Raw genomic sequence first — 19,475 nt, 5'->3', positions numbered from 1 at the left:
ATCATTGTCCAATCTCTAATTTTGTGTGGCAAATTTTGGATGAACTTCTTTTTTTAGTTCTTAAAGCCTTGTTACTGTTGATATTAGATTTATGAACTTGAATCAAGTAAATAAAGTATTGATGAGATCGCTTTATTTGTCTAGTTTTTAAAATTTGCAAAATTATTTTTTTGATACAACATCCCTAAATTTTAACAATTATTGTACAATAAGGTTAATCTGTTTACTGCTATTAAAAAAAGGAATGAATCTATTGAATGAAATCTATTTTGGAAAAAAGATTAATAGCCTATTAAAAAGGGATGAGGTTTCAAGAAAATATTTTAAAAACCATACCATTGATTTGGATTCGAAACTTGAGAGATGGCAAGACGAGACGATTCGGATTGGACTTGTCGGAGTTACTAGTAGTGGGAAATCCACTCTATTGAATGCCTTACTAGGTGATAATATTCTGCCTACAGCCGTCAGGCCAAGTTCTGGCTCTATTATTATTTGTTCAAAAGGACCAACAACTAATGCAAAAATAATATTTGAAGACGACCGTCATGTAAAAGTGGATGAGGAAAATGTGGCAGCTGCTTTAAAAAAATATGGTGATGAATCAGAAAATCAGAACAATCGATACAAGGTAAAAGAAATCCATTTGCAATCCAAGCATTTTTTACTACCAAAAGAAGTTCAAATTATTGATAGCCCTGGATTGGATGCATATGGGCTCGAGCGACATGAGGAATTGACATTATCCACGCTTCTACCGACGATTGACCTCTGTTTGTATGTCGTTACATTAAAAACAAATTCAGACGAAACAACAAAAAGGATCCTTGCCCAAATCAATGACCAACATAAGCCGATGATTATTGTCCAAAACATGTTGGATTCACTTGAACCAAAGCTAGGTAAAAACGGTCGAGTGGAAAAAACTCGGAAGGTGATTGCCGAAGAGCATATGAATCGAACGAAACGTATTTTGGATGCGATAGATACAAACTTGCATGAAATCGTTCAAATCGTTCAGCTCTCTGCCAAGCGAGCAGTGGATGGACGGCGCGAAGGCTCATCACAAAAGATAAAAGAATCGCAAATTCAAAACCTAATACATATGATTCAATCATACCAAGAAAAAAAGGGGCCGCAGCTTTTCCATACTCGGGGGAATAGTTTAAAAACCATGATTGCTTCTATTATTGAGGAAGAGAGAAAACTATCTGGTAGTCAGGCGTCGTTTGACCAGGAAATTCAACAAATAGAGAAAAACTCGGGGAACAGCTTCGATCATCAAAAGAAAAGAGGAAAAAGGTCGAACAAAAAAAGCTGGAGCTAGAAAATACATTAACACAGTTTCAAAAGGATATCTCGTCATTCGAGCATAAAATTGATCATTTAAGCAATAGTGATTTAGATAAAGCAAAATACATATTAAATGAAATGAAGGACAAGTCGAGTAAAATAGAAAATCAATTTTTAACAACGATAAAGACGGTGAACTCAGATGTAACAAAGTTTATGGAAAAACAAGGCTTAAATTTAACTGAAATCATTCGCTCGATTGCGGTTCGTTCCACAAGACAAAATCATCATAATTTTTTTGAGCTAAAATCAAAAACGGAAACAAAAACACGTCGAGTCGAATCAAGTAAGTTTTTAGGAAAAACAAAGCGTTTATTGGGATCTATTTTCAATAAAGATTGGGGCTATGAAACCGAATACTATGATGTTGAAGTATTAGATAAGCCCAGGGATTAAGAGAAATCTTCAACAGTTTGAACGAAGCTTTACTGGGGCACTTTCCCAGAAATTAATGGAATGGGAGAATCAGATTCAAGGTGCAATGGTCGAGCTCCAATCAATGCAAGAGGATAAAAAGGCGGCATTAAAAGAGAAGAAAAGGCATCACAATGAATTGAATGACCTTCAAGCGATTATGCATGTGTTTGTCCAGATTCAAAATTCATTAGATAAAGCCTTAAAAGCAAACGAGAAGACCATGTTTCAAAATGCTGTGAAAATCAAAAAGGAAAAACTGATTCTCCAGTCTGGCAACATGGTTCAAATGGAAGTTGATGAATCGACATTTCGGTTATATGAAATGAGCAGATCCATCCTGCAAACGATTTTTCAAAAATGTACGAATCATGTTGAAACATTAAATCGAAAACAAAAAATACATAAACAAACAGTTCTTTTAGGTTGGGATGATTTAGCCTTAGCACAGTTTTCGCAACGATACTTCAATCAGCCCTTATCGAATGAAGAGCAAAAAAATTTAGTTGATACGGGGTTGCTTATTAAAGGAAACCTTTTTATTGTATATGAAATGAAACTGCAAGAGGCAAATAGAAAAATCCTAGAGCTTATGATGAAGCAAAGTGGCTTTAACATGTATGTTTTAGTGAATATTGTTCAAGCGGGTCAGGCTCAATCACAGCTTAAAAATAGTCAGTTGTTAAGGATGCCAGTAGTCCGTCAGACTGTTTGTAATCTGGTGATGCAGTCTTTTAAAGAGTTTTTTGAAAACGGAGCGTATGTAGAAGCCGTTGATATTTTAATGGAATTAAAACAATCAGAAATGTTTAGGCAAGGAGAGGTGTTGGTTAATGATGCTAGTCCACTTTTTTCCATCATGCATTTAGAGCTCGGGTCTTCTAATGCCATTGTGCATGATTCGACCCAACTGACAAGGTTTATCCAACAGAAAATGCCGTACCTGATTGATTCAGGGATGATGATGTATGCCTATAATCAATATTTAAATGCCTTGATTAACCAAACTGGAGTGAAATAAATGGGAAAATCATTAATGATCGATATAGATGAAGCAACAAAAGGAATTATGAATGACCTCCAAACGAGTCTTGCCTCGAATATTGAAGGTGGAGTAACGGCAGGGCTACGTCGTCTGTCCGAGGATAGCCAAAATCAATTTACAACACTGCAATCTGTTCTTTCGTCTCAGTTGTCCACACTTGAAGAAGTGTTGGCGAATTCACAAAAGCCGATGTCTCGTCTTTCCAGGGATGTAGTTGACGTATTAGACTTATTATCAAAAGTAAAATCATCTGTCGATTCAAAGTTTGAAAAGGTGGAACAGATTCAGGAGAACACCATTCAAGCAATAAACGAGAAGGTTGATACAATTTTTAATCGAGCCATTGAAAAGCAACAAGCATCAGCAGATGAATCGATGAAGGAGTTTATCAATGAAACGAAAAAAGCCAATAATGTTTTAGCGGAAGAAGTGACCGTCATAAAACAAAGCTTCGAGGATATGACGACAGTTGTCACAACAAAACTTGAAATACAATTTAATGCCCTTCAACAGCAACAGGAAGAATTGGCAAAGCGTGCTGCAGAACTACAATCTATTAAAGTATTATTTGAACAAGTGATAGAATCTCAAAAAGCACAATTTGACTCGATGAAACAGGTTTTATTAGAAGTTTCTATGACTGCTTTATCAGCCCAACAAAATAGTTTTGAAGAACAACTCCAAACTTTAGCTGAAAATCGAGAACAGCTTGTAAAAGTCTTAAAGGATGCACAAAAGGAACAGCTGCAGTCGATTCAAAGAGAGCAATGTGAAATCGTTAATCGAGTGGTAGCGGAAGCTGAGATAACACGCGAACAGCTGGCAAAGGAGATTACGAACCCCGTACCCTTTGATCTCGTGCAGCAGTCGATTGCTGAAATCGAAGGTACTTTATTATCAAGCTTAAATCAGCAGCCAATTTTGAAAAAGCTGGAGGAAGTGCAAAAGGAACTAGAATACGTGAACTTACCGTTTTATAAAAAATGGTTTGTGAAAAAGGAGTCGTAAATTATATGATTCAAGCCTTATTTGAAGAACAGCGGGTCATTAATATTTTTAACCAAGTGTTAGGAATGCCAGATTCGAATACAGAGCTATCTTATTTCCAAACAATTCAGCACAAAATTAAAAACAGTAAATCACAGGAGTTTTATGTGCCGGTCCTCGGTATTCAAGGAACAGGAAAAAGTAGTTTTTTGAATGCTTTGTTAATGGACGAGCTCATTTTACCCGTTGATGCCGATGAAACTACTTGCGTATCGGTCGAGATTCGATACGGTCAATCGGGAGCTCCCATTATGGTTCATTTCGAACATGAGCCACCTATATCCATTTCAAATCCGGAGCAACTCGTGCAGTATGTACATAATGACTATAATCCTGGTAATGAAAAAAAGGTAACGTTTATTCAAGTATTTAAAGACCATCCACTATTAAAAAATGGTGTGGTATTTGTTGATTTACCTGGTGTAGGAAGTCTTACCCAAAGCAATATTAAAATGACCATGGATTATATCGAAAAGCTATCAGCCGCTATTTTCATGCTCCGGACCGTGCCGCCTATTACGAAACAGGAGGCGAATTTTCTAAAAGCTGTTTGGCCAAAGCTGTCTAAAGCGTGGTTTATCCAGAACCAATGGAATGATGAATCCCAACAAGAGGTGGAAGACGGGAAGGCTCATAACATCCGAGTGCTTGAAGATATTCGCGATGCACATCGGATGAACCAACCAATCGACGTACGTATCATTAACGTTTATGCTGCTTTGAAGGCACAGTTAACAAATGACTCCCAATTACGTGAAACCTCTGGACTTTCGGCATTTGAGCACTTATTTGCAGCGATTTCAACCTCGTGGTCAACTGCACTTGATGACGAGCTAAGGTCTATTCAGCAAAAGGCCTTTGCGGATGTTAAAACAGTCCTGCAAAAACAAATTGAGCTTTTTGAAAAAGGACCACATGAGCATTATGAGTGGTTGAGACGTGAAGAAGAAGAACTTGAGAAAATGGTCGAAGAGAATAATAAAGTGCTCCGTTCGTTAGAGAAGATGTTATCGGAGGAGGAAGCAAGATTATCTACATTTGTTCGAACCATTGTCCGTGATGGAAAAGAAAATTTGCGAGCTGATATGCAACGGATTGTCAAAGGAAATGTCGTTGACGGTGAACGTTTATCAAATGCATTTCAAGATTGTCAAAAAGACGTAACTGATGACATTTTAGAAGCATATTTGGAAGAGATGACCGACTTAAAGCTTAGGGTGGAGGAGTCCTTTCATCATTTACAAGTACGGGATATGGACGGTTCTTTTGACTCTTTTGAAAATTTCTCAAAAAAAGAACAAATTAAATTTGAAAAAGGAATTCAGAGTGTTTTTACACTCGGTACAGGAGCTGCCGTCCTATTGCTTTCTAGCAATCCGTTTGGCTGGGCAGCACTTGGAGCGACCGTCTTATTTACGACTATAGCTGGTATGATTGGGAAAAAAGCCAAGCAAGTCACACAGGAATCTCGTCAGCGGAACACGATGGATCAATTAGAAGAACCGATTAACAACTTCGCGAGAAAAATAGATAAATCATTGACTGAACAATTATCATCCTACATCTTCTCAATCCGTGGTACAGCCAAAAAGATTAAAGTAGAACAAGAACGAATTCTAGAGGATACATATGAAGAACAACGAAGAATTCGCTTCGTTGAAATGGATGAATATAAAGTGCAGCAACAGAAGTTAATGGACGATTTAGCCTACATTAAATCCTTGGAGTTGAAATAATTATGTTCCTACAGCAAAACATGGATGCGATTTTACCAATCATTGAAAAAACAAAGGATCCAGAGCTTCAGCCCATGTTCGATTTATTACAGGAACGAATTGACTATCCTGAAAGCTTTGTAACGCTTCTTGGTGAAACGAGTTCGGGAAAATCATCCTTAATTAATGGGTTACTTGGCAAGGAAGTGCTGCCCGTATCATCAAGTCCTACGACTGGAACGGTCGTTGAGCTATATGAGTATGAAGAGGAGACTGACATAACCCCATATGCGTTGTTAAAAAATGCCCGTCTTCGCCAACTAACGATGGAACAATTTCGTGATGAGTCAGCACAAAGCTCGAGTGAGGTATCAAGATTACGATTAAACATTCCAAATATGCCACAAGGGTTACAAGGGATGCGTTTGTTTGACACTCCAGGTTATGGGTCAATTCATAAGGAACACGAAGATGTATTAAAAGATTTTATTCCGAACAGCGATGTGATTATTTACGTCGTCAATTATCGAGTGGGTCTCGGAGAAAATGATGCAGTGTTTTTACAATACATACAACATTTCCTACAAGAGGATATTCGTTTTTTCTTAGTAATTAACCGTGCACCTGAAACGGCAACCGTAAAAGATGTTCGAATAAAAGAAATTATCCGATATGCTCAAGATTTATTGCATACGGATGTGACGTATTTTATCATACCGAGTATTCCTGGAGAGGGCGTTAAACTTCCTGTTGCAAACGATCTGTGGAATGCAGTCCGACAAGAGGTGCAATCAGAGCATCGTAAACACCAAGTAGAGCATGTACTTCAAAACTATCAAATTCAACTACTGCAACAGGCTGAATATTACTGGCAACAACTATTAGCTTTAGCGAAAGTTAGTAATGAAGAACTTGTATTGCTTCAACAATCCATTCAGGAATTACAACTGAAAAAAACGAAAGCGAATTTGAAGATCGATGAAACCTTTGAACGGTTAGACCGTCAAATCCCGAAATATTTTGCGGATTCCCGTAAAAAAATGAATCAAGTCATAGAGAGGGAAATACTCAGTTCTAATAAATGGGCGTCAGCAGAAGAATGTACGGGTTATGTTCAGACACATTTAATGCCTCGTTATGAAAAATTAGAACGAAAGCAAATTTCTTATTATATAGAGCAGGAACTAACGAAACTTAATATGGAATTAGAAGAGTTAGTGAATGAAGCCATTGTAAACTTTCAAACTAAAATTGAAATGATTAGTAATCATTTTGAGCCAATTGTAGAAGGCATAAGTAGGAAGATTGCTCATCGGGCAACGGATGGAGCATTAAAAACCTTTTTAGCTCGCTATGGTGGACGTGGTGGAGCCGGAGCAGGCGTTGCAAATGTTGCCAAAAAAGGGCTGAAATATGCCGGAAAACTAGTGGGAAAAACCTTTTCTCGTGAGACTCATAATGCTTTAGCCAGCTTCCTTAAAAAAATTGGGGCGACTTCCACACGTAATTTGTCCATTGCTGTCAGCATCTTTATTGAAGGGGTGTTCTATGTCATCGAGGCAAATCGATGGCAGATTCGTTTAATTGGCGATGTTGAGAAAGGCACCCTAAAATGGGAGCAAGATACAGTTGAAACGGTTATAAAGGATTTAAAGGAATTGCGAAAAGTGAATCATGAAAATATGGATGAAAACTTCGATGACTATTTAAAAATGATGAATTCACAAGATCTAAATGCATCAAGTGTTACCTATGTAGAAGACATTGAGCGGAATATCAAAGAGATTCAAGAACTAGTAACAAAAATGGAGAAGGAGCGAGTTACCGTATGACAACGAGACGAAAACGACTGCAACTTGAAGAGCCAGTCTATACAGGTGAAGTGATTACCCCTGTTAAATTTGAGGAAAACACAGAACTTCAAATGAAGGAAATCGAAAATAAACATGCATTAGACATGCGCAAAATGGACATTGCATCAGATGTAATGAAAATAGGAAAACAACTCGTGAATATTATGGAGATCCGTGCGAATAGTGAAGCAAAAATAGATGAAATCGATGCGGAAATTAGAAAGCTTGAGCAAATTACAGAGCGAGAAATTGCCTCTCGTCGTCAAGCTCGCGAGAAGATTGAAGCGAAGGGGAAAGCTGTAACGGATATATTAAAGGAGTTAACTCCCATTTTAATTAGTCAACAACTATCTACAGAAGATCGCAAAGCAGCGATGGAAATGTTTGACCGAGTTATTGATAAGGTGTTAAAAGATGAGTAATTTAGAAATTGTCAAATACGTACTCGATTTGGTTACAGCACATGAAATCGAAAAGGCTAAAGAGCTAATTCAGCATAAGCAGCAACAGTTTAAACAAGAAAGGGTACGGAGTGTTCGAAAAGAAATTTCCGAGATTATTAGTACAATGAATCGCATCGACATGGAGATGATACAATTCAAACTAAAAAAATTGCAGCTTGAACGTCTTTGTCCAGATTCATTAATGCAAAGTTTGGAAAATTATATGGCAGATCTGCAACAACAACGAAAAGTTCTTGCAACGGAAAAATCTAAGATGACAAGACAACATTCAAAAACTTAGAATTTACTAGTAGTTAGACTGAGGACTGTACTTAGAGTTTTTTAGCACAGGCTAAATTCAAAATGGGGTTACAACATTTGTGAATTTTAAATGAATAAGTTATCTATTTCCAGAAAAGATATAATTAGCAAAGGTGGGGAAATCCATTATAGATTGGTTTTCCTTAAATTTCATCTAAAATTTTCTTCGCCATTAAACAGATCTGTGTAATTAATTGAACCTTCAAGAAACCAAGAATCAACAAAATGAAAGCCGCATCCATTGCTCGATGCGGCTTCCTTATTTCTTTTTTTAAAACGTATATGATAATCCCAATCCATAAATAAACGGAAGCGGACATACGTTCCGCTATTTCTTGAAAAAAGGATATTTTAAAAGGTCAAACGGACATACGTTCCTTTATTGGCCTAAAATAGAGCTATTTGACACGCGTTTTTAGTAAATAGCGTACCTGATGTCCGCATTCACCTTCAAAATACCTGATTTAATTAAAATAGCGTACTCCTTGTCCGCAAATATTAAACGGGCGGGTTTATTTCAATTAATTTCGCTGTTGAGAATAGAATCAGCTAAAAAATCCAATTAAAGAAGCTTGATCTTGTCTTGGGAATTCTCAAGTTTCATCTGTTCGAGCTCCAAGCGCATTTTTTCAGTTTCTAAAACAAAGTTTTCCTGTTTGATTTTTTCAAGTTCTAATTGAGATTCAATCATTTTAAGTTTAGTTTTAGACTGTTTTTGAAAATGAGTTGTCAGAATTCCGATAATAGGTATGGAGAAAATCATAATAACTGCGATTGTACCTGTCATAAAAGCCACCTCTTAATTTAATAGACTAATCCAAGCCGTATCCCCATTAGATAATTTTTCCATTAATTTAATAATAGCAAATAAGTATTTAAGTGTGTACTAGAATAGTTGGCAAGGTTTAAAAGAAATAAAAACAACTAAAAGGATTATGGGACATGTTGCTTTTGTCCATTGTACTGTAAGCATTGAATGTGAATCTCCCGATAGTGATTTTAAAAGAACATATATCTCACAATTATCATTGCTAAACATCTCACCCACTTTGCTTTCAACGATTGGTTTTTTCTAATCCGAATGTAATATATTCTTGTCAAAATGTAATATATTTTTGACAAATTGTTAAAAAAAGGATATTCTTATTTTAGGAGGTGAGCATGGTGCTTAGCAATAAATTAGTCGTATGTAGGGCAGAAAAAAGCTGGACACAGCAGGAACTCGCCGATCGAGTGGAGGTTAGCCGACAGACAATCGCTGCCTTGGAGAAAAACAAATACAACCCATCATTAGTATTAGCATTCAAAATTGCAAAAGCATTCGGTAAACCAATAACAGATGTATTTGATTATGAGGAGGAATAAGAATATGTTAATCTTTAAAATTGCTTTATTACTTTTAATCACAGTTAGTCATTTTATTCAATTTAAGTTTCAAGATAGTGCTGAGGGAAAAGATGAAAGAGGAAAGCTTATCCAACTCCAAACCAATAGTTTTTTATTTGGAATCCTTTACCTAGGTGTCATCATTCTTATAGTACTGAATTTATTTGATCTTATTAATGGAGCGATTTTAGAAGAGATTTTATTATATTTTGTAGTTTCTCTCGGAATTTTTGGAGTGCTATATTCAAGCTGGAAAAAACGAATATAAGTGGATATGATGAAAAATAAAGGAAGTGCAAAAGTATGAACTTTGAAACTGTGATGCAGGAACTCTCAACACTCGGCAGTGAACGAAACAAAAAGACTTATATAGGCAATGGTGCACATGAGCCACTTTTTGGCGTCGCTACAGGCAAAATGAAGCCGATCGCTAAGAAAATCAAGAAAGATCAGCCCTTAGCCGAACAGCTTTATGCCACCGGTAATTACGATGCGATGTATTTTGCAGGCATTATTGCAGACCCCAAGATGATGACTGAGACGGATTTTGAGCGGTGGATTGATGGGGCATACTTTTATATGCTATCCGATTATGTGGTTGCAGTAACTTTAGCTGAAACTGATATTGCGCAAGCTGTTGCAGATAAATGGATTGCTAGCGGGGAGGAACTAAGAATGTCGGCAGGCTGGAGCTGTTATTGCTGGCTATTGGGGAATCGCCTGGACAGTGAATTTAGTGAAAGTAAGATTGCCAGTATGCTTGATAGGGTGGAACAAACGATTCACGCTTCTCCTGATCGAACGAAATCCGCTATGAATAATTTTATCTACACAGTCGGGATTTCGTATGTGCCTCTACATAATAAGGCGTTGGAAACTGCAAAGGCAATCGGACCAGTAGAAATCAAGCGGGACAATAAAAAAAGCAGTATCCTCCTAGCAGCTGAAACTATTCAAAAGGAACTCGATCGAGGCAAGCTCGGGTTTAAACGCAAATATGTAAGGTGTTAAGTTAGCTTGTTAAGTAGCTATGTTAACTGGTACGAGGGAAAAAGGTTTATTTTTAGTAAAAGTCATTACTTTATAGATAAATAAAATATGAGTACTTAAACCCCTTCAAATTCAATTGAAGGGGTTTATTAATGCTATTTTCTCTCATTCATAACAAATAGAACACCAATAAGAATTAGGATCGAGCCGATCGAAAAGGTTACACCTATATTCTTCTCAGATAGTTTTCTAATAACAAACTTTATTTCATATTAATAAAAAAGAAGTTGACAATTCATGCTTGTTTTTAGTATTTTATAATAGAACAATGATTCATATGAGGAAACTTTTGTGTTTGAACCCATTTTTAGCTATGGTTTTTGGTTATTACAATGGGTTATTTTGAAGGAGGTATCACAAATGTAAACTGAAATGATTGATGAACTTCGTTGTCCTATGAATCTTGGATTTATTATGATGTGCGAAGATCATTAGTCATCCAAGTGGTGGATTGCATATAAGGAATGGACAAGATAATTAAATAATATTATCTTAATTTTTTCTAATCTATCTCGAATTAATAATAATTGGTTTTGAGATTTTTTAATAAAAAACATAAATAAGGAGAGTATAACATTGAATTTTAAAAACGAAATCGGAGCATTTATTTTACGAGTAACATTAGGGGTATTATTTTTAATCCATGGAATTGTAAAGTTTCAGGGTGGAATCGAAAATACCGTAGGCTGGTTTAGCAGCATCGGATTGCCAGGTTTTATGGCGTATGGCGTTGCTTTGCTTGAAATCATCGGTGGTGTCGCTTTAATTATTGGTTTGGCTACTAGATACGTATCCGCTTTGTATGCATTATTAATGATTGGAGCAATACTAAAAGTAAAACTTTCCCTTGGTTTATTGGGTAATGGACAAATGGCAGGGTATGAATTAGATCTTGCATTTCTAGTAATGGCAGTTTATCTAGTAATCACTGACAGCAAGTTTTTGTCTGTTAATCAATTGTTTAGCCAGAAGAATTCTATTTAAAAAAGACGTTTGAGATAAAAATCTTGTTGTATGTTCTCAAGCACCTATTCGGTGGGGGAAATGGGGCCGAGTGGCCATGTCCTGTTTTTTAGTGATAAATAGTTAGGAAAAAGAATCTTATAAAATAGAAGGAAGCCGCATTTATCGAAATGCGGCTTCTTTTTGTAAGAAAAGGTGAAGTCTATTATTTCTTAAACTAAAGGATTTTGGCAATCCAAATCATCATAATCATTCCTCAAAAAATCAGCTAGTACGTAATTTTTACTTTGATATTAGCATTCAATCCTATATCATTTTGCTTAGGAGAAACAAAATCATTATTATTAGGAAGCAGAAGAACCGTTTTTTTTGCTTCCAGAAAAGGTAGTGATGAGATGACAAGTACAACGGAGCAGCTTATGGAGCATTGGAGGAAGGGTATTTTTCTTTTTCTCAGCAGTCAGACTATTTCTTTATTTGGTACGTCTTTAGTTCAATATGCGATTATGTGGTATGTGACGTTGAAGACGGAGTCGGGTGTTATGATGACCGTGTTTATTATTTGTGGCTTCATCCCGACCTTTTTGTTATCGCCTGTTGCCGGGGTTTGGGCCGATCGATATAATCGTAAACGGTTGATCATGTTATCGGATGCGATGATTGCAGCGGCGACGCTAATATTAGCGATTCTCTTTTTGATGGGTTACGAATCGGTGTGGCTCATGTTTGTCATGGCTGCGATTCGGGCGGTCGGGACAGGGATTCAAACACCTGCCGTTGGCGCGATTTTGCCCCAATTAGTACCTAAAGATGAACTGACAAGAGTAAATGGTATCAATGGAACGTTGCAAGCTGTCAACATGTTTGTTGCTCCGATGGTGAGTGCTGCCCTTTTGTCACTGGCTTCGATTGAAATCATTTTCTTTATTGATGTAGTGACGGCGGCGATTGCGATTTTAATTTTACTATTGTTCTTGAAAATATCTATACATACGAAGGCAACGGAACCGCAAACAACGAGTTATTTTCATGATTTAAAAGAAGGCATTCTTTTTATTAAAAATCATGACTTTTTGAAAACATTCTTTTCATTCTTCGCGATATTCTTTGTGTTATTTGCCCCCGCAGCGTTCTTAACCCCACTACAGGTGACGCGTAGCTTTGGCGATGATGTGTGGCGCCTGACGGCAATCGAAATTGCCTTTTCGGTTGGAATGATGGCTGGCGGCGGTTTGATCGCTGCTTGGGGAGGATTCAAGAACAAGGTACAAACAATGGCAATTTCCAGCATTATTATGGGTGTCTGCACTGTAGCGCTAGGGGTTGTGCCGGTATTCTGGATTTACCTGGTCTTTATGGGGATTTTCGGAGTTGCGATGCCGATGTTTAATACGCCAACAACGGTGTTATTACAGGAGTCGGTTGATGAGAATTATTTAGGAAGGATTTTTGGTGTGTTTGGGATGATCTCAACGTCGATGATGCCGACGGGGATGCTGATTTTTGGTCCAATGGCAGATGTGATCGCAATCGAATGGCTATTGATCGGGACTGGCTTGCTCGTGATGATTCTGGCCATTTTCTTAGCCACCAACAAGGTCTTGATTGAATCGGGAAAGAGTGTGGAATAGCTAGATTTGAAGGAGAGGGTGGGTTTTTGTGTATCCTTCTTCTAAAATTTGCAAGCATATTCACAACGTGCATTTCAGCTGCAAGCTTAATGGCGGTGAACCCCACGATATTAACTGAAGTTTTTAGCCAAAAGCCTCTCCTTAAGGTTGGGGAGGCTGAACATAATAAGTTTTTTACCTGGAAATAGAAAGGGGCAGAATGGTATTGTCGAATGATTAAGAAAATGGATTGACAATTGTAAGAATTCTATTAAACTGAAAATAGTTCTAATTCCTCAATTTCTTCTTTTTTATAAGAGCTAATCCGCAAGGCTTTATTGACCTTTTACTTTCTTCAATTGAAGCCATATTAAACCACTTTTTTCACTCGCCTTAACACTCATTAATTATAAAAATCTGTCCGAAGTTCAAATGAATAAATGGAGGAGATCATTCATTCATTCATTCATTCGTTGCATCGATAAATGCCCATGTCGTGGACGTTCTGCATTTGAAGATGATTATGACAAAACTCATGAGAAGTCCATCTTTTTGATGTATATAAAGGGTGCTGTAAAAAACAAGAACAAAAGATAGGAGAAGGGATGCTATGGGATTTGAAGAAGAATATCAGTCCTTTATGAATGCCCACTTGCAGGCGAGAACCGGAGAACGGTTACGGCGCTTACAAGAAGGTCACACCCATGCTGAAATGTTATTTTTGAGGCAAGTGTGGTGGCCGTTATTTTACCATTTCCGGTATCTCCATCCAGAATTTGAAGTCAACGATTTCAAGGATGGCAAAAGGTATTTGGATTTTGCTTATATTCGTCCGGCCATTCGAATTTGCCTTGAGGTCGACGGATATGGTCCTCACCTAAAGAATGTTAGCAGATGGCAATTTTCAGACAACCTGGAACGTCAAAACCAGTTGGTGATAGATGGATGGACCGTGATCCGCTTTTCTTATGATCAGGTAAAAGAGAATCCTCGTCGATGTCAACAAATTGTTCAGCAAGTGATTGGCCGATGGCTGGGGGATGAACTGGACCAGACATCTCTGTCCTTTGTCGAAAAGGAAGTGCTTCGGCTCGCGATACGGAAAGGGGAAGCCATATACCCTAAAGAAGTCGCGGAGTATTTAAGGCTAAGTAATAAGACGGTAATAAAAGTACTTTCTCAACTAGTCAATAAAATGATGCTGATTCCCGCATCCAGGGTCAAGAGGGTCCGCTCATATCGATTGGGGGATCAGGTTAAGCACCCAATTGGATAAATAGACGGTATTTATCCAATTGGGTGAATGTTATCAAAAAAATAGAAGGAAAAATTTCTCTTAATTTGGAAATGCAATCAAAAATAGCTTAAATAGAGGAAGAAATTCCCTCTATTGATTCCAAAATAGTAAAAATCGGGGATTTTGCTCTGCATAAGCGTAAAACCTTCCCTTATTTACCCCGAATTGAGCCACATTCTGAATTTAGTGGAAAAATCTCCCCTTATTTTTTTTCGCTGGTTAATCGATTAAGGCAAGATCATTCATTGTCCTCTTTAAAGTTCCAGTCCACTAATAACCACACTTTTTCAAGTGACTAGACCTCCCGTTTTCATGAGTGCATTATTTTTGAGCTCCATCATGATAGTGTAATTCATTTGATTGATTTGTTTCCATATAATTTTTACCCCATGTATACATTTCTTCTAATATAGGCAATAAGCTTTCTCCTTGTTGAGTCAATGAATACTCCACTTTAGGTGGAACAACTGGATAAACTTTACGATCGACGATGTTATCTTCTTCTAATTCTCGCAATTGATTTACCAGCATTCTTTGCGTAATATCTGGAATCAACTTTCGAAGCTCACCAAATCGTTTTGTTCCTTCTTTCCCTAAATACCATAAAATGAGCATTTTCCATTTTCCACCGATGATTGAAAGTGTAAGTTCTTTTTCACAGTACAAGGTTTTTTTTCGCAGATGATTCATTGTTACCCTCCCGATGGTATATTTTTGCACACTAACGTTAAAAATCGTACATATCAACTCTAACAACAGTTAGTATACTAATCTTTGTTTCTTTTATATTGTAAAAATCAGAACTTTTATTAGGGTTTTGCAAAAAAAGAAGCTGTTTCCAACTCATAGTTTGGAGACAGCTTCAATATTGTGTCCATCTTTTTTGGCGTGAGATTACTTGTTAATACCGACTAAAAATCCTTATTCTAGGTTTGCGTGCTTCCCATACATCGTATTGGAGTCTAACCCATTTTTCTCCATAATGCGCAAAATTAATGCATCATAAAATAACAACATCGTTTGCTCGAATAGGGATCCCATTGGTTGGATTGTTCTATAATCCCCAGCTGATTGATCTTTCGGGGATCCAGGCAATTTAATGATAATGTCAGCTAAACTACCGATAGTAGAATGAGGGTTTATCGTTACGGCGGCAACGGTTCCTCCAATGCTTTTTGCCTTTTCAGCAATCGAAACTAACGTTTTTGTCTCGCCTGAACCAGAGCCGATGATTAACAAATCCTCTTTTTCTAGATTAGCGGTCACGGTTTCACCGACTACATAGGCGTCAATTCCCATGTGCATCATTCTCATTGCGAATGATTTGCCCATGAATCCAGATCGACCAGCACCAGCAACGAATATTTTGTTTGATTCTAACATTTTGTTGACTAACTGTTCTGCCTCATGATTTGAGATTAAAGGGGCCGTTTGACTTAATTCTGTGATCACTTTATCCAAATATTGGGTCGTCTGCATATTCTGCGCTTATCCTAATGCAATTAATTCTTTCATTTTAGCGGCAACAGCTTTTTTATCTTCCTTGCTTGTAATTCCTCCACCTACGATGACAAGGTCAGGCTGTTCTTTAATGACATCTGGAAGGGTTTCTAGCTTTATTCCACCGGCAATCGCCGTTTTGGCATTTTTTACAACGCTTTTAATTGTGGAAAGGTCTTCAAAAGAGTTTTTCCCGATTGCTTGAAGGTCGTAACCAGTATGAACGCAAATATAATCCACGCCAAGCTCATCCAGTTCCTTTGCCCGACTGGCAATATCTTTTACGGCAATCATATCAGCAAGCACTTGTTTATTTTGTTTTCTAGCTTCTACCACAGCACCTTTAATTGACTCATCCTCTGCCGTGCCAAGAATCGTGATGATATCAGCACCAGCTGCCGCCGCTTGACTAACTTCATAACCAGCTGCATCCATAATTTTAAGATCAGCCAATACCGTAATGTTCGGGAAAGCAGCTTTTACTTCTTTAACTGCTCGAAGTCCCTCGTTAATCACAACTGGTGTACCAATTTCAATGACGTCAATGTATTCTTCTACTTCCCTTACAACCTCGATTGCTCCTGGAATATCAACAAGATCTAAAGCTAATTGTAATTTCATCATGGTCTCTCCCTTTTTCGTAAAAGTTTTTTGAAAGCTTACATCCATCATAAAAGCCCTTTTACGAAAAAAAAGTAGGCACAATTTAATCAGATAGTGTGGAAAAGTATACTGCTATCGACGTTTTTAACTCAATAAAAGTGATTTCAGTTAGTATACTTTTGCACACTATATGAAGTTTAAGTGCGTACTTATCATGTGAAATTTTGCACGATATACTGTTGCATGTAGAGAAGATGGCACTGTGAAAATCAAAAATACCGATGCAAGATCGAGGTTGGAGGGAAGAGGATGATGAGTAATTTATCAATCGTTTCACATGTTCATCATGAGAAGAGAAATTCCCGAAATGTCGAAAGGGAACAGTCAGTGGACTCAATGACTTTTGTTTTATTTGGGGCAACAGGGGATTTAGCGAAGCGAAAAATTTATCCTGCTTTGTTTAATTTATTTTTAAATCAAAGATTACCTGATTCTTTTTCCGTCATTGGTGTTGGGAGAAACCTCCTATCAGATGAAGAGTTTCAAAATCGTGTAACCGATTCGTTGTACACCTACTCGAGGCATTTAATTAATGATAAATCCAAAAAGAGCGAGTTCGTAAAGAAATTTCGATATAGTCAATTGGATATTAACAATGCAGAAGACTATAAGCAGTTATTAGCGGTTCTTAAACAAAATGAAAATGACTTGGACATCATGGACAATCGGATGTTCTATTTATCGGTTGCGCCTGAATTTTTTGAAGTGATTGCCTTTAACATTCAGGAAAGTGGCTTAGGAACGACGGATGGTTGGAAACGATTAATAATTGAAAAACCTTTTGGTCATGATTTGAAATCCGCCCAACTCTTAAATGATAAACTAAGCAAAGTTTTTGAAGAGGATGAAATTTATCGAATCGATCATTATCTTGGAAAGCCAATGGTTCAAAATCTAGAAGCGTTAGCATTTGCTAATCCTGTCCTGCAGTCATTATGGAACAATCAATATATTGCAAATGTACAAATTACGGCAAGTGAAACTGTTGGGGTGGAAGAGAGGGCAGGCTATTATGATAAGGCCGGGGCCATTCGTGACATGGTGCAAAATCATATGCTGCAGCTCCTTATGATGACTGCTATGAGTTTACCGAAGCGAATTAATGCAGAAGAGATTCGCGAGGAAAAAAGAAAAGTAATGGAATCACTGCGCTTATTAACGAAAAATGAAGTAGCTCAAAATGTCGTGCGCGGACAATATCGATCGGGGAAATCAAATCGAGGCCAGTTGTTGGATATCTTGAAGAACCTGGAGTAAAGACATCTTCGGTGAATGATACCTTTGTGGCTGCCCGTCTATGGATTGATAACCCCTTTTGGGAGGGCGTTCCATTTTATATTCGAACAGGAAAAAGAATGACAGAAAAATCAACAAAGATCGTCATTGAATTCAACAATCCATTGAAGGATTTGTATAGCGACATCGTCCAAAAAACGGAACCGAATTTATTAATCATCCATGTAAACCCGAATGAAGGGGTATCCCTGCAATTAAATAGTAAAAATCCATTGAATGGAATAATCGAACCAATCATTGTAGACTTTTCAGCTAGTAAAATCGACGTACCTGAAGCCTATGAACTATTAATCTATGATGCGTTAAGGGGAGATTCTACTTTTTTTGCTCATTGGAATGAAGTGGAATTGTCTTGGAAGTGGGTACAAATCATTTTAGAGGCGTTTGCTGACAATAGCGTCCCGCTTCAATATTACGAAGCTGGTTCAATGGGACCGGAGGCTTCGGACAGATTATTGCAGGAAGATGGTTTTAAATGGTGGTAAAAAATAATTGAAATACGAGGTGGAAAATCATGAAAATTGGTTTAATTGGTTTAGGTAAAATGGGGCTGAATTTAGGAAAAAACTTAATCGATCATCACTACGATGTTGCGGCGTTTGATGTGAATGTAGAAGCAGTAGAAGAAATGAATCAATATGGTGGTGAGGGAGCCGATAGTTTACAAGGGCTTGTTAAATCATTAGAAAAACCTCGAATCCTTTGGATTATGGTACCCCATTCAGTTGTTGATTCGGTTATAAGCGATGTCACGCCTTTTCTTAATGAAGGAGATATTGTGATCGAGGCGGGAAATTCGCATTATAAGGATTCGGTTCGCCGTTATCAACAACTACAGAAAATTGGCGTAAGTTTTATGGATGTCGGAACGTCTGGGGGGACTGAAGGTGCTCGGAATGGAGCCTGCTATATGATTGGCGGCGATCCTGAAGCATGGACTAGGGTTGAACCGATTTTCAGAGATACAGCGGTGGAAAATGGGTACATCTATGCTGGCAAAGCAGGCAGTGGTCATTTTTTAAAAATGATTCATAACGGAATCGAATACGGAATGATGGCCTCAATCGGAGAAGGCTTCGAAGTATTAGAGAAAAGTGAATTTGATTTTGATTATGAAAAAGTAGCGAGAGTCTGGAATCATGGGTCCGTTATCCGCTCGTGGTTAATGGAGCTAACAGAGCAGGCTTTTTCGAAGGATTCAAAACTAGCTGGAATCAAAGGTGTCATGCATTCTTCTGGAGAAGGAAAGTGGACAGTCGAAACAGCACTAGACCTTCAAGCTGCGACCCCTGTCATCGCCATGTCTTTAATAAGTCGTTATCGCTCATTAGACCATGATACGTTTACAGGAAAAGTAGTCGCTGCATTGCGCAACGAATTCGGCGGCCATGCTGTGGAAAGAAGTTTAGAAGGTATTAAGTAAGTTAAGGTACGGTATAGGATACTATAGACAGGAAATATTTATTCATTTACTCAAATATGAACTAGGTGCAAGCTGGGTTCAAGCGGACAAACCGAA

At 37.6% G+C, this 19,475-nt stretch carries 19 protein-coding genes and 1 pseudogene; 16 read left to right on the top strand and 4 right to left on the bottom strand.

The window, feature by feature from the left end:
* Positions 1-253: 253 nt before the first annotated feature.
* The 8 genes from RGF10_RS14050 to RGF10_RS14015 all read left to right on the top strand — a co-directional run bounded on the left by RGF10_RS14050 (position 254) and on the right by RGF10_RS14015 (position 8,171).
* A complete protein-coding gene (locus RGF10_RS14050; protein WP_318503001.1) occupies positions 254-1,327 on the top strand; it encodes a dynamin family protein in 1,074 nt (357 codons plus the stop codon).
* A gap of 182 nt (positions 1,328-1,509) precedes the next feature.
* A complete protein-coding gene (locus tag RGF10_RS14045) occupies positions 1,510-1,749 on the top strand; it encodes a hypothetical protein (RefSeq protein ID WP_318502999.1) in 240 nt (79 codons plus the stop codon).
* A gap of 55 nt (positions 1,750-1,804) precedes the next feature.
* Positions 1,805-2,788 carry a hypothetical protein gene (locus tag RGF10_RS14040; RefSeq protein ID WP_318502997.1) on the top strand — a complete coding sequence of 328 codons (984 nt, stop codon included), beginning with the start codon at positions 1,805-1,807 and terminating at the stop codon, positions 2,786-2,788.
* Positions 2,789-3,820, top strand: a complete 1,032-nt coding sequence (locus RGF10_RS14035) for a coiled-coil domain-containing protein (RefSeq protein WP_318502995.1) — start codon at positions 2,789-2,791, stop codon at positions 3,818-3,820.
* Between the two features lie 5 nt (positions 3,821-3,825).
* Positions 3,826-5,595: a dynamin family protein gene (locus RGF10_RS14030; RefSeq protein WP_318502993.1), complete on the top strand. Its 1,770-nt coding sequence runs from the start codon at positions 3,826-3,828 to the stop codon at positions 5,593-5,595.
* 2 nt (positions 5,596-5,597) lie between these two features.
* Positions 5,598-7,406: a dynamin family protein gene (locus RGF10_RS14025; protein ID WP_318502991.1), complete on the top strand. Its 1,809-nt coding sequence runs from the start codon at positions 5,598-5,600 to the stop codon at positions 7,404-7,406.
* Positions 7,403-7,849 (top strand): hypothetical protein, encoded by a 447-nt coding sequence (locus RGF10_RS14020; RefSeq protein WP_318502989.1) that lies wholly within the window; start codon positions 7,403-7,405, stop codon positions 7,847-7,849. Before RGF10_RS14025 ends, RGF10_RS14020 begins: the two co-directional genes overlap by 4 nt.
* Positions 7,842-8,171 (top strand): hypothetical protein, encoded by a 330-nt coding sequence (locus RGF10_RS14015; RefSeq protein WP_318502988.1) that lies wholly within the window; start codon positions 7,842-7,844, stop codon positions 8,169-8,171. The genes RGF10_RS14020 and RGF10_RS14015 overlap by 8 nt, the downstream gene beginning before the upstream one ends.
* 582 nt (positions 8,172-8,753) lie before the next feature.
* Here RGF10_RS14015 and RGF10_RS14010 read toward each other — a convergent pair.
* Positions 8,754-8,978, bottom strand: a complete 225-nt coding sequence (locus tag RGF10_RS14010) for a hypothetical protein (RefSeq protein ID WP_318502986.1) — start codon at positions 8,976-8,978, stop codon at positions 8,754-8,756.
* A 377-nt stretch (positions 8,979-9,355) separates the two neighbouring features.
* Between RGF10_RS14010 and RGF10_RS14005 the strand changes: the two genes are divergently transcribed.
* The 6 genes from RGF10_RS14005 (at position 9,356) to RGF10_RS13980 (ending at position 14,476) form a co-directional block, all read left to right on the top strand.
* The gene (locus tag RGF10_RS14005) at positions 9,356-9,556 is read left to right on the top strand and encodes a helix-turn-helix transcriptional regulator (RefSeq protein WP_318509473.1); all 201 of its coding nucleotides are present in this window, start codon (positions 9,356-9,358) and stop codon (positions 9,554-9,556) included.
* A gap of 4 nt (positions 9,557-9,560) precedes the next feature.
* On the top strand, positions 9,561-9,845 hold the full coding sequence (locus tag RGF10_RS14000; protein WP_318502984.1) for a hypothetical protein: 285 nt from the start codon (positions 9,561-9,563) through the stop codon (positions 9,843-9,845).
* A gap of 35 nt (positions 9,846-9,880) precedes the next feature.
* Positions 9,881-10,588, top strand: a complete 708-nt coding sequence (locus RGF10_RS13995; RefSeq protein ID WP_318502982.1) for a DNA alkylation repair protein — start codon at positions 9,881-9,883, stop codon at positions 10,586-10,588.
* 615 nt (positions 10,589-11,203) lie between these two features.
* Positions 11,204-11,611, top strand: a complete 408-nt coding sequence (locus tag RGF10_RS13990; protein ID WP_318502980.1) for a DoxX family protein — start codon at positions 11,204-11,206, stop codon at positions 11,609-11,611.
* Between the two features lie 374 nt (positions 11,612-11,985).
* On the top strand, positions 11,986-13,221 hold the full coding sequence (locus tag RGF10_RS13985) for an MFS transporter (RefSeq protein ID WP_318502978.1): 1,236 nt from the start codon (positions 11,986-11,988) through the stop codon (positions 13,219-13,221).
* Between the two features lie 589 nt (positions 13,222-13,810).
* Positions 13,811-14,476, top strand: coding sequence for a DUF559 domain-containing protein (locus tag RGF10_RS13980; RefSeq protein WP_318502976.1), 666 nt, complete (start codon positions 13,811-13,813; stop codon positions 14,474-14,476).
* Positions 14,477-14,818: 342 nt separating this feature from the next.
* Here RGF10_RS13980 and RGF10_RS13975 read toward each other — a convergent pair whose 3' ends face one another.
* The 3 genes from RGF10_RS13975 to hxlA form a co-directional block, all read right to left on the bottom strand.
* The gene (locus tag RGF10_RS13975) at positions 14,819-15,187 is read right to left on the bottom strand and encodes a winged helix-turn-helix transcriptional regulator (RefSeq protein ID WP_318502974.1); all 369 of its coding nucleotides are present in this window, start codon (positions 15,185-15,187) and stop codon (positions 14,819-14,821) included.
* Positions 15,188-15,418: 231 nt separating this feature from the next.
* Positions 15,419-15,976, bottom strand: a complete 558-nt coding sequence (hxlB, locus tag RGF10_RS13970) for a 6-phospho-3-hexuloisomerase (protein WP_318502972.1) — start codon at positions 15,974-15,976, stop codon at positions 15,419-15,421.
* A gap of 9 nt (positions 15,977-15,985) precedes the next feature.
* Positions 15,986-16,618: a 3-hexulose-6-phosphate synthase gene (gene hxlA / locus RGF10_RS13965; protein ID WP_318509471.1), complete on the bottom strand. Its 633-nt coding sequence runs from the start codon at positions 16,616-16,618 to the stop codon at positions 15,986-15,988.
* Positions 16,619-16,987: 369 nt separating this feature from the next.
* Between hxlA and zwf the strand changes: the two are divergent.
* Positions 16,988-18,441 (top strand): annotated as a pseudogene (gene zwf, locus RGF10_RS13960) (glucose-6-phosphate dehydrogenase).
* Positions 18,442-18,470: 29 nt separating this feature from the next.
* Positions 18,471-19,379, top strand: coding sequence for a phosphogluconate dehydrogenase (NAD(+)-dependent, decarboxylating) (gnd, locus tag RGF10_RS13955; protein WP_318502970.1), 909 nt, complete (start codon positions 18,471-18,473; stop codon positions 19,377-19,379).
* The last annotated feature ends 96 nt before the right edge of the window (positions 19,380-19,475 follow it).

This window comes from Bacillus sp. T3 (assembly GCF_033449965.1).
In the GTDB taxonomy this organism is placed as follows: domain Bacteria; phylum Bacillota; class Bacilli; order Bacillales; family Cytobacillaceae; genus Bacillus_BU.
This window is presented reverse-complemented; position numbering and strand designations above follow the sequence as displayed.